The organism is Micromonospora sp. NPDC018662, assembly GCF_044391475.1.
GTDB lineage: Bacteria > Actinomycetota > Actinomycetes > Mycobacteriales > Micromonosporaceae > Micromonospora.
The window spans coordinates 114,101-129,954 of sequence record NZ_JBISAC010000006.1 but is presented as its reverse complement, the minus strand read 5'-3'; the positions used below and the strand labels follow the sequence as shown (position 1 = coordinate 129,954).

General features: G+C 75.6%; 5 protein-coding genes and 1 pseudogene. 4 read left to right on the top strand and 2 right to left on the bottom strand.

Going from position 1 to position 15,854, the window contains the following annotated elements:
* Positions 1-7 precede the first annotated feature (7 nt).
* The 4 genes and pseudogenes from ACH495_RS19375 to ACH495_RS19360 all read left to right on the top strand — a co-directional run.
* Positions 8-5,524: pseudogene (locus tag ACH495_RS19375) on the top strand (type I polyketide synthase); the annotation flags it as partial.
* An 84-nt stretch (positions 5,525-5,608) separates the two neighbouring features.
* Entirely contained in the window at positions 5,609-6,631 is a 1,023-nt protein-coding gene (locus tag ACH495_RS19370; protein WP_396859118.1) for an ABC transporter ATP-binding protein, read from the top strand.
* A complete protein-coding gene (locus ACH495_RS19365) occupies positions 6,628-7,464 on the top strand; it encodes an ABC transporter permease (protein WP_343447410.1) in 837 nt (278 codons plus the stop codon). Before ACH495_RS19370 ends, ACH495_RS19365 begins: the two co-directional genes overlap by 4 nt.
* A 12-nt stretch (positions 7,465-7,476) precedes the next feature.
* Positions 7,477-8,829, top strand: a complete 1,353-nt coding sequence (locus ACH495_RS19360) for a glycosyltransferase (protein WP_396859117.1) — start codon at positions 7,477-7,479, stop codon at positions 8,827-8,829.
* Positions 8,830-8,921: 92 nt separating this feature from the next.
* On the opposite strand, the gene ACH495_RS19355 is transcribed toward ACH495_RS19360, so the two are convergent.
* Both ACH495_RS19355 and ACH495_RS19350 read right to left on the bottom strand, forming a co-directional pair.
* Positions 8,922-11,741, bottom strand: a complete 2,820-nt coding sequence (locus ACH495_RS19355) for an AAA family ATPase (protein WP_396859116.1) — start codon at positions 11,739-11,741, stop codon at positions 8,922-8,924.
* Positions 11,742-12,216: 475 nt separating this feature from the next.
* Positions 12,217-14,988 carry an AAA family ATPase gene (locus ACH495_RS19350; protein ID WP_396859115.1) on the bottom strand — a complete coding sequence of 924 codons (2,772 nt, stop codon included), beginning with the start codon at positions 14,986-14,988 and terminating at the stop codon, positions 12,217-12,219.
* Between the last annotated feature and the right edge of the window lie 866 nt (positions 14,989-15,854).

The following is a 15,854-nucleotide window of genomic DNA, read 5'->3' as shown; positions in this document are numbered from 1 at the left end:
GGGCCCGATGAGCGTCTCGCTGGACGAGGTGGTCGGCGCGCTACGCGCGTCGCTGCTGGACAACCAGAAACTCAAGCAGCAGAACCAGCAGCTCGCCGACCGGCTCACCGAGCCGGTGGCGATCATCGGGATGAGCTGCCGCTTCCCCGGCGGCGTGCGCTCGCCCGAGCAGCTCTGGGAGCTGGTCGACGCCGGCCGCGACGCGATGGCGCCGTTCCCCGCCGACCGGGGCTGGGACCTCGACGCGCTCTACGACACCGACCCGGCCAGCCGGGGCACCTCCTACGTCCGCGACGGCGGCTTCCTGCCCGACGCCGGCGACTTCGACCCGGCGTTCTTCGGCATCAGCCCGCGCGAGGCCCTGGCGATGGACCCGCAGCAGCGGCTGCTGCTGGAGACCGCGTGGGAGGCGTTCGAGTCCGCCGGCGTCGACCCCACCACGCTGCGCGGCGCGCCCACCGGCGTCTACGCGGCCACCAGCAGCCAGGGCGACTACGCGGCGCTGCTCACCGGCGTCGGCGGCGGCGTCGAGGGCTACCTCGGCACCGGCAGCGCGGCGGCGGTGGCCAGCGGCCGGATCGCGTACGCGCTGGGCCTGGAGGGCCCGGCGATCACCGTGGACACCGCCTGCTCGTCGTCGCTCGTCGCGCTGCACCTGGCCTGCCAGGCGCTACGGCTGGGGGAGTGCACGCTGGCGCTGGCCGGCGGCGTGTCCGTGATGGCCACCCCGACCGTGTTCGTGGAGTTCTCCCGGCAACGCGGCCTGTCCACCGACGGCCGGTGCAAGTCGTTCGCCGCCGCCGCCGACGGCACCGGCTGGTCCGAGGGCGTCGGCATGCTGCTGGTGGAACGGCTCTCCGACGCCCGCCGCCACGGCCACCCGGTGCTCGCCGTGGTCCGCGGCACCGCGGTCAACCAGGACGGCGCCAGCAGCGGCCTCACCGCCCCCAACGGCCCCGCCCAGCGGAAGGTGATCCGGGCCGCGCTGGCCAACGCCGGGCTCACCGCCGCCGACGTGGACGTGGTGGAGGCGCACGGCACCGGCACCACGCTCGGCGACCCGATCGAGGCGCAGGCGCTGCTGGCGACCTATGGGCAGGACCGGTCCACGCCGCTGCTGCTCGGCTCCGTCAAGTCGAACATCGGCCACACCCAGGCCGCCGCCGGCGTCGCCGGGATCATCAAGATGGTGCTCGCCATGCGGCACGGCCGGCTCCCGGCCACGCTGCACGTCGACCGGCCCACCCCGCACGTCGACTGGACGGCCGGCGCGGTGGAGCTGCTGACCGGCGCGCGGCAGTGGCCGGCGACCGGCCGCCCACGCCGGGCCGGCGTCTCCGCGTTCGGCGTCAGCGGCACCAACGCCCACGCCGTGATCGAACAGGCCGAGGAGCTGCCGACCCCGCCGGCCGGCCGCCAGGCCCCGCCGGCGCCCTGGGTGGTCTCCGCGCGCTCCGGGCCGGCGCTCGCCGGGCAGGCCCGCCGGCTGCTGGAGCACCTCGACGCCCACCCCGACCTGCGCCCGGCCGACGTGGCATACGCGTTGCTCACCACGCGGGCCGCGCTGCCGCACCGGGCCGCGGTCACCGGCGACGACCCGGCGGCGCTGCGCGCCGGGCTGCGCGCGGTCGCCGAGGACCGGCCCCTCCCCGGCGTGGTCCGCGGCGTGGCCCGGACCGCCGGCAAGCTCGCCGTCCTCTTCCCCGGGCAGGGCGGCCAGCGACCCGGCATGGGCGCCGAGCTGCACCGCCGGTTCCCGGTCTTCGCCGCCGCGTTCGACGAGGCGGCCGCCGAACTCGACAGGCACCTGAGCCGGCCGCTGCGCGAGGTCGCGTTCGCCGCGCCGGACACCCCGGAGGCGGCGCTGCTGGACCGCACCGAGTGGACCCAGCCCGCGCTCTTCGCCTACCAGGTCGCCGCGTACCGGCTGGTCACCGCGCTCGGCCTGCGCCCGGCGCAGCTGCTCGGCCACTCCGTCGGCGAGCTGGCCGCCGCGCACGTCGCCGGCGTGCTGTCGCTGCCCGACGCGGCCACGCTGGTGGCCACCCGGGCCCGGCTCATGCAGGCGCTGCCGGCCGGCGGCGCGATGCTCGCGGTCCGCGCGTCCGCCGCCGAGGTGACCCCGCTGCTCGACGCGCGGGTGGCGCTGGCGGCGGTCAACGGCCCCGAGTCGGTGGTGCTCTCCGGCGACGAGGACGCGGTGCTCGCCGCCGGCGAGCGGCTCGCCGCCCAGGGCCGCCGGACCCGCCGGCTGCGGGTCGGCCACGCGTTCCACTCGGCCCGGATGGACGACATGCTGGCCGAGTTCCGGGTGGTCGCCGAGAAGCTCACCTGGCAGCCGCCGAACGTGCCGCTGGTCTCCGACCGCACCGGCGAGCCGCTCACCGACGCGCAGGCCACCGACCCGGGCTACTGGGTCGAGCACGTCCGCGACACGGTGCGGTTCTCGTCGGCGGTGGCCACGCTCGCCGCCGCCGGGACCGGCACCTTCCTGGACCTGGGCCCGGACGCCGCGCTGACCGCGCTGGCCCGCGAGTGTCTGCCCGACGCCGAACCGGCCGCGTTCGTGCCGGTCGCCCGGCGTGAGCTGTCCGAACCGGCCGGCCTGCTCGCCGCGCTCGCCGCCGTGGACCTGCGCGGCGCCGGCGTACGCTGGCCCGCGCTGTTCGCCGGCACCGACGCGACCCGGGTCGACCTGCCCACGTACGCGTTCGCGCACGAGCGGTTCTGGCCCGACCCGATCCGGCTCGACCTGACCCCGCGCCCCGTCGACCCGGCCGACGGCGAGTTCTGGTCCACCGCCGAGGGCGGCGACCCGGCCGCGCTCGCCGACCTGCTCGGCCTCGACGACGACGCGGCCGGCCCGCTCGGCGACCTGCTGCCGGCGCTGACCGGCTACCGGGACCGCCGCCGCCGGGCGGCCACCCTGGACGGACTGCGCTACCGGACCGGCTGGACCCCGGTCGACCCGCCGACCGGCGTCGCGCCCACCGGGCCGTGCCTGATCGTGGGCCCACCCGGCGACCTGCTCGACACCGTCGCCGACGCGGTACGCGTCGAGGGCCTGGACCCGGTGCCGGTGCCGTCCGGCGTCGACCCGGGCGCCGCGCTGCGCGAGCACCTCGACACGCTCACCCCGGTCCGGGTGGTCTCGCTGCTGCCCGCCGGGGCGCACGCCCTCGCCGGCACCGTCGCGCTGGTGCGGGCGCTCACCGACGCCGGGGTGACCGCGCCGCTGTGGTGCGTCACCCGGGGCGCGGTCGCCGTGGACGCCGACGATCCGGCGCCCGACCCGACGGTCGCCACCGTCTGGGGACTCGGCCGGGTGCTGGCGCTGGAACACCCCCGGCTCTGGGGCGGCCTGCTGGACCTGCCCGCCGAACCGGCCGGCCCCGACGTCGCCCGGCTCGCCCGCGTGGTGGCCGGGGGCGGTGTCGAGGACCAGCTCGCGGTCCGCGCCGGCGGCCTGCGCGCCCGCCGCCTGGAACGCTCGCCGGCCGGCGCCGCCCAGCCGTGGCGGCCGGGTGGCGCGGTGCTGGTGCACGGTGACGCCCCGGTCCGCCGCCCGCACCTGCTGCGCCGGCTCGCCGAGGCGGGCGCGACCCACCTGCTGCTGGCCGGTCCGCCGCTGCCGGCCGGCACCGACCGGGCCGGCCCGGACGGCGTCGAGCGGACCGCCATCGAGGCGACCGGGGCGCACGGCGTCGAGCGGACCACAGTGGACGGCTTCGAGCGGACCACGGTGCACGGCGTCGAGGTGACCGTCGTGGACGACATGGACGCGCTGGCCGCCGCGTTGGCGCGGCTGGCCGCGGCCGGCACGCCGGTGCGTACCGTGCTGCACGTGGCCGACGCCGGCGGGGCCGGCGAGCCGGTCGCGGCGGCCGACCCGGACCGGTTGGCCGGCGCCGTCGGCGCGCACCTCGCTGCGGTGGCCCGGCTCGACGCCGCCTGCGCCGACCACCCGGTCGACGAGTTCCTGATCTTCGTCTCCACGGCCGCCACCTGGGGCAGCGGCGGCGCCGCGGTCACCGCCGCGACCGGCGCCGGCCTGGCCGCCCTCGCCGCCCGCCGCCGTGCCACCGGCCGGCCGGCCACCGTGCTGGCGTGGGCGCCGTGGCACGGCGAGGCCACCGACCCGGAGCAGCTCCGTCGCCGGGGCATCCGCCCACTGGACCCGGGCGTCGCCCTCGACGCGCTGGACCGGGTCGTCGCCGACGGCGGCGACGAGATCGCCGTCGCGGACGTCGACTGGCCGGCGTTCGTGCCCGCGTTCACCGCGGTCCGCCCGGCCCCGCTGCTGCGCGGCGTGCCCGACGCCGCCGTGGCCGACGCCGCCGGCCCGGCCGCCGGAACCGGCTCCGACCCGGCGACCGCGCTGCGGGACCGGCTGGCCGCCGTACCCGCCGGCGACCGGCAACGGATCCTGCTGGACCTGGTCCGGGCGCAGGCGGCCACCGTCCTCGGGCACGCCGGCCCGGGCGCTGTCGAGCCGGACCGGGACTTCCTGGAACTGGGCTTCGACTCGCTCACCGCGCTGGAGCTGCGCGACGCGCTGCGGCAGGAGACCGGCGCCGAGCTGTCCGCCACCCTGCTCTTCGACCACCCCACCCCGGTCGCGCTGGCCGGGCACCTGCTCGGCGCGATCCTCGGCGGGCCGGCCGCCGACGCGCCCGCCGACGCGGGCTCACCGGACGGCGCGGGCGGCCTGCTCGGCGGACTGTTCCGGCAGCCCAAGGCGCGCGCCGACGCGGCCGGCTACGCCGAGCTGCTGGTGAAGCTGGCCCAGTTCCGGCCCAGCTTCACCAGCCCGGCGGACCTCACCCGGCCGGCCGGTGTCATGCGGCTCGCCGACGGGCCCGCCACGCCGGTGGTCTGCTGCTGCACCATGTCGCTGCTCTCCGGCGCCCACGAGTACGCCCGGGTCGCCGCCGGACTGCGCGGCCGGCGGAACGTGTGGGCGCTGCCCAACCCCGGCTTCGGCGTCGGCGAGGAGTTGCCCGCCGACCTCGACGCGCTGCTGCGGGTGCACGCGGACACGGTGCTGCGCGCGGTCGGGTCCGGCGGCTTCGTGCTGGCCGGCCACTCCGGCGGCGCCATGGTGGCCAACCTGCTCGCCGCCGAGCTGGACCGGCAGGGCCGGCCACCGGCCGCGGTGGTGCTGATGGACACCTACCCGCCCGGCAGCGAGGTGCTGGGCGGCTGGACCTCGCAACTGCTCGACGGGATGGTCGAGCGGGACAGCGCGTACACCCCGATGGACGACCACCGCGCCACCGCGTGGGCCGGCTACCTGCCGCTGTTCCTCGACTGGCACCCCGTGCCGATGGCCGCGCCGACGCTGCTCGTACGCGCCAGCGAGCCGCTGGGGGAGTGGACCGGGGAACCCGGCGGGTGGCGGTCGGTGTGGCCGTACCCGCACGAGACGCGGGACGCGGCCGGCGACCACTTCACCATGGTCGGCGAACGTGGCCCGGAGCTCGGCGTCACCGTCGACGGATGGCTCGCGGAGCAAGGGCTGTGAGGCCGCCCCTTGGCTGCCCCTAGCGCCCCCTATCGCGGTGGCGGACAACTGTCTTACCAGGAACCAGGACGGGAGCATGACGACGTGGACGAGGCAGTGGTGGTCGACGGGCTGGTCAAGAAATACCGGCCCGACATGCCGCCGGCGGTGGACGGACTGAGTTTCTCGGTCGCCGCGGGCGAGGTCTTCGGTCTGCTCGGGCCGAACGGCGCGGGCAAGACCACGACGATCGGGGTGCTGACGACCCGGGTACGGGCCACCGCCGGCCGTGCCGTGGTCTGCGGCGCGGACGTGTCCCGCGCGCCGGCCGTGGCCCGGCAACTGCTCGCGGTGGTGCCGCAGCGGGTCAACCTGGACCGGTCGCTGACCGTCCGGCAGAACCTGCTGTTCCACTCCGCGTACCACCGGGTGTCCCGGTCCCGCCGTTCCCGGCGGGCCGACGAGCTGCTCGAACAGATGGGTCTGAAGGACTTCGCGAAGGCCCGCACCGACTTCCTCTCCGGCGGCCTGGCCCAGCGCACCATGATCGCCCGGGCGTTGATGCACGCCCCCCGGGTGCTCTTCCTCGACGAGCCGTCCGCCGGCCTCGACCCGCAGTCCCGGCTGTTCGTGCACGAGCGGATCGCCGACCTGAAGCGGTCCGGGGTCACCGTCGTGGTGACCACGCACGACATGGAGGAGGCGGAGAAACTCTGCGACCGGGTCGGCATCGTCGACCACGGCAAGCTGCTCACCCTGGACACGCCGGCCGCGCTGACCCGGACGCTGCCCGGCAGCAGCACGCTGACCCTGGTGGTCGCGCCCGGCGCCCCGGTCGAGGCGGTGCAGTCCGCGCTCGGCGACATCCCCGACGTGGAGCGGGTCGAGCGGCTGCGCGCCGGTGGGATGGAGATGCCGATGTTCCCCGGCATGCCGCCGATGCCGACGCCGGAGGACCCGGACGCGCCGCTGTCGTTCCGGGTCTACACCGCCGGCGCGCCGGCCAACGCCGTGCCGATGGCGTTGAAGGTCCTCACCGACCTCGGCTGCGAGGTCCGTGACCTCAGCGTCGGCCAGCCCAGCCTGGAGGACGTGTTCATCCACCTGACCGGAAGGGAACTTCGGTGACCGTCACCGCCCCCGCCGCGCCGGCGCCGCCGGCCGTCACCGCACCCCCGCCGGTACGCCTGCGCGACCAGCTCACCACGTTCCGGGCGGTGCTGTGGCGCGACATGTTCGTCACCAGCCGCGAGGTGGGCGCGTTCCTCGCCCAGGTGTTCCTCCAGCCGCTGTTCATGCTGCTGATTTTCGGCAAGGTGCTCAAGGACCTCGGGTACGCCTCCGACGACTTCGCCAACGTGCTGCTGCCCGGCGTCATCGCGCTCAACGCGTTCCTGATCGGGCTGGAGAACACCGCGCTGCCGATGGTGATGGACTTCTCCTTCACCCGGGAGATCGAGGACCGGCTGCTGTCGCCGATGGCGATCCCGCTGGTCGCGTTCGAGAAGATCGTCTTCGGGGCGATCCGCGGCCTGGTCGCCGGCCTGGTGCTCATCCCGGTCGGCATGCTGATCCTCGGCGTCACCTGGCCGCTGTCCACGCTGCTGCCGGTGATCGGCGTGCTGGCGGCCGGCGCGCTGGTCGGCGCCGCCATGGGCCTGACGTTCGGCACGCTGGTCCCGCCGCAGCGCATCCAGATCATGTTCACGGTCACGCTGACGCCGCTGATGTTCACCGGCGCCACCCAGTTCCCGCTGCGGGCGCTGGACTCGCTGCCCTGGTTCCAGGTCGTCTGCGCGATCAACCCGCTCACCTACGTCAGCGAGGGGACCCGTTCGCTGGTCGCCCCGCCCGGCGTCGAGTCGGTGCCGCTCTGGCTGGATCTGGTCGTGCTCGCCGGGGTGTTCGTGGTCTTCACCGCCGTCGGCATCCGCGGCTTCATGCGCCGGGCGATGGACTAGGGGCCGGCCGCGATGACCCCCGACGACGGACCGCTGCTGCTGGTCAGCTCCGGCAGCGCGGGGCTGTTCAACCCGCTGCTCACGCTGGCCGGCGAGCTGAAGCGCCGGGCCGCCCGACCGGTCCGGTTCGCCTGCACGGACGAGCGGCGGGCCGAGATCGAGGCGCTGCCCGGCGACGGCGACCTGCGCTTCGTCTCGCTCGGCCCGCCCCGGGTGGAGGTCCGCCCGGAGCACTGGGACGACGAGACGCACCGCCGGATGTCCACCGGCTCCCGGGTGGTGAACTTCGCCAGCTACGTGGACGCCTCCACCGACTTCGACCACCTGCACGAGCTGTACGAGCGGTGCCTGGCGGTCATCGACGAGGTGCGTCCGGCGCGGGCGGTGGTGGACTCGTTCGCCTCGTTCGGGATGGACGCGGCCATCACCCGCGGGGTGCCGTTCGTCATCAGCGTCACGGTGCCGCCGTCGAACTTCCTCCAGGACAGCCTGCCGCCGGCGTACCCGATGTCGTTGTCCGGGCTGCCGCTGGCGATGAACCCCAGCCAGCGGGCGGCGAACGACCGCTACCGGGCCGCGCTGGTGGCCACGCTGACCGAGCCGGAGCGGCTCGCCCGCAGCACCGCCGCCGCCGCGCGGCGCGCGGACGCCGGCATCAGCAACGTCGAGCTGCGCCCCTCGCAGTACGCCGAGGCGGCCGAGGCGCTGCTCGCCTACACCGTGTTCGGGCTGGAGTACCCGTTCGACACCGCGCCGGCGAAGCTGCGCATGGTGGGCTCGATGGTGCCCCGGGAGATCGTGCCGAGCCCGGACGGCGCCGAGCTGCGCGCCTGGCTGGACGCCCACGAGTCGGTGGTCTACGTCGGCTTCGGCACCATCATGCGCCCGACCGCCGCGCAGGTGGCCGCGCTGGTCGAGGTGGCCGCCCGGCTCGGGCCGGAGCACCAGGTGCTGTGGAAGCTGCCCGCCGCCCGGCACGGGTTGCTCCCGCCGGCCGACGAGCTGCCGGCGAACCTGCGCGTCGAGTCGTGGCTGCCGTCGCAGGTGGAGGTGCTGGCGCACCCGCACGTCCGGGTCTTCTTCAACCACGCCGCCGCGAACGCGATCCACGAGGCGGCCTGGTTCGGGGTGCCGCAGCTGGTGATGCCGTTCTGGTTCGACTGCTACGACGGCGCGGTGCGGGTGGTCGACGCCGGCGTGGCGCTGGCGGTCGAGCACGAGGACCCGCTCGACGTCGACGACGTCGTCGGCAAGCTGCGCCGGCTGCTGGCCGAGCCGTCGTTCCGCGACCGCGCCACCCGTTGGCGCGACTGCCTGCGCCGCGCCGGCGGCGTGACAGCCGCCGCCGACCTCGTGCTGAGCTAGAAGGCGGGGGCCCTTCTTAACGCTTTCGGTAGAGGCGGGGGCCCTTGTTAACACCCGGTGTTAACAAGGGCCCCCGCCTTACACGTGGGCGGTCAGGACGCGGCGGGCTGGATCTCCTCGCCCAGCGGCTCGGCGAAGGCCACCAGCCGGGCTGGCAGGTCGGAGCGGCGCTTGACGTCGAGCTTGCGGTAGACCCGGGTCAGGTGCTGCTCCACCGTGCTCACCGTGATGAACAGCTTGCTGGAGATCTGCCGGTTGGTGTGGCCCTGCGCGGCGAGCGCCGCCACCCGGCGTTCGGCCTCGCTGAGCCCGTCCTCCGGCTCCGGCGCCTCGGCCGGCGGGCCCGCCGGCACGCTGCCCGGTTCGCGCCGGACCAGCCGCTGGGCCAGCACCGACGCGCCGCAGTCCTGGGCCAGCTGGTACGCCCGGCGGACCAGCAGCCGGGCCTGCGCCGAGTCGCCCGCCCGTTGCAGCGTCTGCCCGGTGTCGCCGAGCGCCCGGACCAGCTCCAGCCGGTCGCCGCAGCCCTGCAACAGGTTCACCGCCTCGGAGAGCAGCTTGCGCCGGTGGTCCGGCGCGGTGGTGCCGGCGAGCAGCCGCAGCGCCCGGCCCCGGGTGCGGTCGTCCACCCCGTGCGGCGCCCGCAGCTGCTCCTGCAGCAGTTGGGTGGCATGCGCCTTGTTGCCCACCGCGAGCTGCACCCGGGCCAGTTCCAGCCGCCAGGGCACCAGCCCGGCGACGTCCACGCCCCAGGCGCGCATGAGTTCGCCGCACCGGCGCAGGTCGGTGGTGGCCGCGTGAGCCCGGCCGAGCGCCAGGTGGTGGCGCGCCCGGGCGGCCAGGTAGTGCAGGCCGAGCGGCGTGCGGAACGCGCCGGCCGGCACGCTCTGCGCCAGCCAGCGGTCCGCCTCGGCGTGCCGTCCGGACTCGGTGGCGCAGGCGATCAGCGTGGCCAGCGGACCCGCCGCGGCGACTCCCCAGGCGGCCACCGGCAGGTCGTCGAGCGCGGCCCGGGCCTGCTGGTCGGCCACGGTCAGGTCGCCCAGGCGCAGCGCCGCCTCGGCGCGCAGCGCCCGCAGCACCGCCCGCCAGAGCGGGGCGTGCCGCACCGCCGGCCGGTCCAGCAGCGCCGTCGTCCAGGCGGCCACCCGGTCGGCGCGGCCGGCCCAGAGCAGCGCCAGCAGCGGCGCGGCCAGCAGCGGGAGCATGCCGTCGTCGGAGTGGTGGCGGTGCAGCAGTTGTTCGGCGCCGGCCACCGGGTCGTGGTCGCCGGTCGGGGTGAGCGCCGCGCCGACGAGGCTCAGCGCCTGCGCGGGAGAGGAGCCGCCGGCCAGCAGCGCGGTCCGCGGCGTGCCCGCCGCCTCGCGTACGGCGGCCAGGTGGTCCGGGTGGGAGAGCCCCAGCAGCAGGTGCATCGTCCGCCGGCGGCCGGCCGTAGTGGCGTGGGCCTGCTCGTCGTCCCCGGCGCAGCCGGCGAGCGCCTCGTCGGCTTCCTCGTCCCGTCCCTGCCACAGCAGGTACGGCACGGCGGACAGGGCGGCGTCGGCCGGCCAGCCGCCCGCCCGGGCGGTGTCGACGAGCTGGTCGAGCTGGCCGTTGACGGCCAGCGGGTTGATCTGCCAGCGGGCGCTGACCTGCATGGCGGTGATGGCGACGCGTTGCTCGTCGTCCACCTCGGCGCGGCCGACCAGGCGCAGGCAGCCGGCGGCCACGTCGGGCCGGCCGGCGGCGAGCGCCTGGGCGGCGGCGTCGTGCAGCACCGGCACGGTCCACCCGGCTTCCGCCCAGCCGGCGGCGACCAGGTGCTCGGCCACGTCGCCGGGCTCGACGCCGTGTTCGTGCAGCACCTCGGCGGCGCGCTGGTGCAGGCCGCGTCGCTCGTCGACGGACATGTCGGCCAGGATGGACCGCCGGATCCGGGGGTGTCGCAGCCGGTCCTGGTCGAGCAGGCCGGTGGTGCGCAGCATCCGGACCATCGGGGTGACCGACTCCGGCACCACGTCGAGCAGGTGGCCGAGCAGGTCCGCCGGGCCGCCCGGCCGGTCCAGCACCGCCATCGCCTGCGCCACCCGGCGTACGCCCGGCTCGTGCCGGTAGAGGCAACCGAGCACCGCCTGGTCGAACGCGTCGCCGAGGGCGGCGTCGGCGGCCGGTTCCTCGTCCGTCGCCGGCCGGGGCCGTTCCTCGATGAGCGCCCGGGTGAGCAGCGGGTTGCCGCCGGTCATCCGCAGGCAGCGTTCGGCCGCCTCGCGGGCCGCCGGCTCGACGTCGTCGTCGACCAGCCGGGCGATGGCCTCGACGGTCAGCGGCGGCAGGGTGATCCGGGTGAAGTGGGGCTGGCTGAACAGTTCGGCCCGGAAGTGCGGGTGCGACGGGCGCAGCGTGCGGGCCTCGGCCAGCACCACCATGATCGGGGTGTGCCGCAGTCGGCGGGCGACGTAGAGCAGGCAGTGCAGCGACGCCGGATCGGCGTGGTGCACGTCGTCGACGGTCAGCACGAGCGGCGCCGACTCGGCCAGCTCGAGCAGCGTGCTGAACAGGCCGTGCAGCACCGGCGCCCAGACCTGGTCGTCGGCGGGGTCGTCGCTGCCGTCGCGACCGGGTTCCGGCGGGGCCGTCGGGGTGTGGCGCAGCAGGCGCTCCACCCGTACCCCTGTCTCGGGGTCGAGCCGCGCCCCCTGCAGGAGCTGACCCAGCACCCCCAGGTGCAGTCCGCGTTCGGCCCGCGACGCGGTCGCGCTGAGCACCCGGCCGCCGGCGGAGGCCGCCCAGTCACCGAACGACTCCAGCACGCTCGTCTTGCCGCTGCCCACCGCGCCGGTGACGAGTGAGACGTGTCCCTTCCGCTGCCGTTCGCAGTTCTGGAAGGTCTCGCGCAGCAGGGTGAGCTGTTCCTCTCGCTGTACCAGCACGTGTTTCGTCAGCCCTTCTCGTCGGCGGCGCCGCGACGGGGTCACCGCCGCCGGCACGCCGCTCCGCCCGGTGTCGTCGGCAACCCCTTCCCCACACCCGTCGCAGACGCGAAAACAGGGGTGAAGCGCACCGGGTCGCCGGCCGGGTGGACCCTGGAATCCGCCCCACCGGAACGCGTCGTGGGACTGACGTTCCGGCTCCAGGCGAGTCTGGCATCGGCCCTGGCGTGCGACAACGGTCCCGGGACCCCACCGTTTCGGCGGTAAACCTGCGGTGCCGACGGGGGGTTAGGGGTTGCGTGGTCGACCGGAAGGGGGGGCGTCGGCCGGCCGGATGACGGACGGGTTTCGCCACGATGGACAGCAGGTGACGGCCGATCGAGGAGAGGAGGCCGCATCCCGGCAGGTCACCATGGACCGAGTGGCCAGCCGTGGTCGACCGTCGGGGGAGTGCGGGATGGCCGGGCGGCGGGGCTCAGCGGTCGAGCCGCAGCCGGGCGGCGAGTTCGCTGCGCGAGTTGACGTCGAGCTTGCGGTAGATCCGGGTCAGCCGCTGCTCGATGGCGCTGACGGTGAGGAACATCCGCTCGGCGATCTCCCGGTTGGTGTGCCCCTGCGCGGCCAGCGCGGCCACCCGCGACTCGGCGTCGTTGAGGCCGGTGAGCAGGATCCCGGCGTCGGCGCCCGGATCCGGGGACGCGGCGCGGCCGGTCGCGGTGGCCCGGCCGGCCGCGGTCGGCCGCAGCACCGGGAGCCCGCACTCCTCGGCGAGGTCCCGTGCGGCCCGGGCCGTGCTACGCGCCTGGCGCAGGTCACCGGCCTGCTGCTGGGCCTGGCCGAGATCGCCGAGGGCGCGCGCCAGCTCGACCCGGTCCCCGCACTGGCGCAGCAGCCGGACCGCGCACCGCAGGTGCCGGATCCGCTCGGGCCCCTCGTGGACGGTGCCGAGCACCCGCAGTGCGGCGCCCCGGTAGCGCAAGTCGGCCGGGCGGAGCCGGTCCAGCTCCTCCCGGATCACCTTCTCGGCCTGCTGCCGGCGACCCAGCCGCAGCAGCGCGCGGGCCGATTCGGTACGCCAGGGGACCAGTGGCGCCTGGTCGAGTCGCCACGAGGTCATCAGCTGCCCGCACAGCTGGAAGTCGGCCAGGGCCGCCTCGGGGCTGCCCGCGGCGAGGGCGTGCACGCCCCGGGCGTGCAGGTAGTGCAGGCCGAACGGGGTCTCGAACAGCGCCGGCGGCACCGGCGTCCGCAGGCACGCCGCGGCCTCGTCCCACTCCTCGAGGCAGGTCAGCGTCCACAGTCGGATGGCCAGCGGTGCGCCGATGACGACGCCCCATCCCTTCGGGGACAACCGGTTGAGTGCCGACTCGGCGAGTTCGCGCGCCCGGCGCAGGTCGCCGCGCCGGCCCGCCACGGTGGCCGCGACGGCGGTGAGCAGCGCGCGCGGCGTGCGGTGCCGGCGGGCGGAGGCGATCCGGTCCAGCCGGTCGCACCACTCGCCGGCCAGGTCGAGCCGGTCGGCGTAGATCATCGCGATCACCGCACAGACCGCGTTCCACATGCTCGGCTCGTCGTCCAGCCCGAGCGTCCCGAGGGTACGTTCGGCGTCTTCCAGCGCGCCGAGGTCGCCGCGACCCAACACGGTGTCGAGCAGGAGGACGCCGCGCAGCCGGTGCTTGACCCGGGCCAGGGCGAGCGGGTCCCGGGTGGTGCCGGCCGGGGCGGCCCCGTCGAGCGGAACCCCGGGATAGAGCGTGGCCATCCACCCCTTGATGATCATCAAGTCGGCGGCCGAACGCGCGTCGACGCCGTCGGCGCGCTCGCCGAGATGGTGGATGAGTTCGACGGCCCGGCCGATCTGGCCGTGCCAGAGCAGATACTGGATCGGCCCGGCGGCCTGCCGGGTGCCCAGGTGGCCGGCGCGTACGGCGGTGGCGACGCCGAGGAGGTGGGGGACCGCGCCCTGCGGGTCCAGACGCCACTCGGCGCGGGCCAGGGCGGAGCGGATCCGTGCCCGCAGGCACTCGTCGGCGCAGTCCCGGTTGGCGCGGCGCAGATAGCGACGGCCGGTGTCCACGTCGCCGTCGGCCAGCGCGTGCTCGCCGGCGTCGAGCAGGGTCTGCGCCATCCACGGCTCGGTCAGCTCGTCGCAGGCCAGCAGATGCGGAGCGATCCGTGGCGGCGGGGCGCCGTCGTCGTGCAGCAGGTGGGCGGCGGCCCGGTGCAGCCGGGCTCGTTCCTCCACTGTCATGCCGTCGAGCACCGCCCGCCGTACGGCGGGGTGCCGGAGCCCGTCGGCGACGACGAGACCGGCGCTGGTGGCCGCGTCGACCGCGTGCAGGTTCAGCTCGGAGGGGAGGTCGACCAGGTGGGGCAGGAGCGGGCCGTGCAGCGGCTCCTCGATCACCGCCAGCGCGCGGGCGGTCTTCAGCACCAGGTGCTCGCAGCGGTAGAGGCAGCTCAGCACCGCCTCCCGGAACGCCTCGCCGGGCGTCGGCGTCTCGGCGCCGGCCGGGTGGTCGTCGGCCAGCGCGTGCACGAGCAGCGGATTGCCGCCGCTGATCCGGTACGCCTCGTCGGCGATCCGCCGCGCCACCGCCGCGCCCAGCCGGTCGGCCAGGATCTGGTACGTCCCGTCCGTGGAGAGCAGCGGGAGCCGGACCCGGTGCAGCCGGGCCGGCTGGAGCAGGTCGGCGTACGCGGTGGGGTGCCACGGCCGGGTGCGCGGCGCCTCGGTCAGCACGATCAGCACCGGCAGGCCGGTGACCCGTCGGGCCAGGTGGTCGAGGCACCGCAGCGACGGCGCGTCGGCGTGCTGGACGTCGTCGACGGCGACGACGGCGGGTGCCTGCGCGGCGAGTTCCAGCAGCTCGCCACCGATCGCGGCGGTGAGCGGGGCGAGCGCCTCCTCGTCGGCCGTCTCGCCCCAGCGCAGCACGGCCCGGTCCAGCAGCCGGCCGACGCGGTCCCGGTCGGTGTCGTCCACTGTGGCCCGTCGGACGAGCTGCCGGATCACCTCCAGCGGCACGGTGCGTTCGCTGCGTGACGCGCTGGCGCCGAGGAATGTGACACCGGCCTCGGCGCACCGTCGGGCGAAGGACTGGAGGAGCGTGGTCTTGCCGGCGCCGACCGGCCCGGTGATCAGCGTGATCGGGCCGGGAGTGATGGAGGGTGCGCCCGGGCGGAGCAGATCGGCGAGCCGACCGGTCAGGACGTCGAGCTGCGGGTCCCGTTCGGCCATCGTCATCGGGCGGGCCTCCGCCCGACCGCGGTCCGTGGGCGGGCCGCGCGCCGTGGTCTCCGGTGACACCCGTTGCAGTCAGAGACCCACAAATCCTTGACCCATTCCAATTGGCGAATACCGACAACGATGGTACGACGTGGGCGTTTCATCGAACGTCGCGCCTGGTCTCGTGCGTCGAAATCCGCCACCCTCACCACCTGCGGTCCCGCAATTTGGGGCGGATCGACGCGGTCCGCCTCTATCGATCCCGATTCATGGAGTGGAGTATGTCAGCCCGGCAATTGGGCGGCAAGTCGAAGGATGTAAAGGATGAGCAAACATGGCATCGGCTCGTCGGCGGTCCGCGGGGTGCCCGGGCCGGTCCCGACAGCGGAAAGTCATCCGCCTCTTCCGGACCGTGACGCGGACGGCCCGATCGGTCGGTTGGTAACGTTTTCCACCCTTGCCGCTAATGCGCGGGGAGAGCTGACGCCCGGTGCGCCCGGCCGTCGGCCGGTCCGGCTCGGGCCGGCCGTGCGGCGGCCCGGTCGCCGGCGGTTCCCGCCCGCGGGCGGGAGAGCGTTCTCCCTGTTCACCTGTTGCCGCAGGGGGAGCGGCCCGATGCGGCGCGACCGCCGGCGACGGGTCGGCCCCCCCGGGGCGCGGGCCGTCGGTGCCGGCGTCCGCCGCAGCCGATGCGCCCGGTGCGTGGCGTCCGGCCCTTTCGGCCGATTGTCGTCCCGGCTGTTGCCGGCCGATTCCCGGCGGTAGTCACCACACTTTCAGCCCTCGCCCAACTTGCCCGTTTCGGTCCGTCTGGAAGCCCTTTGCCGCAACTTGTTGTTAAAGAAGAAATTCGCGGCGCGCTGGCGCGGGGAACGGCGAAGGGA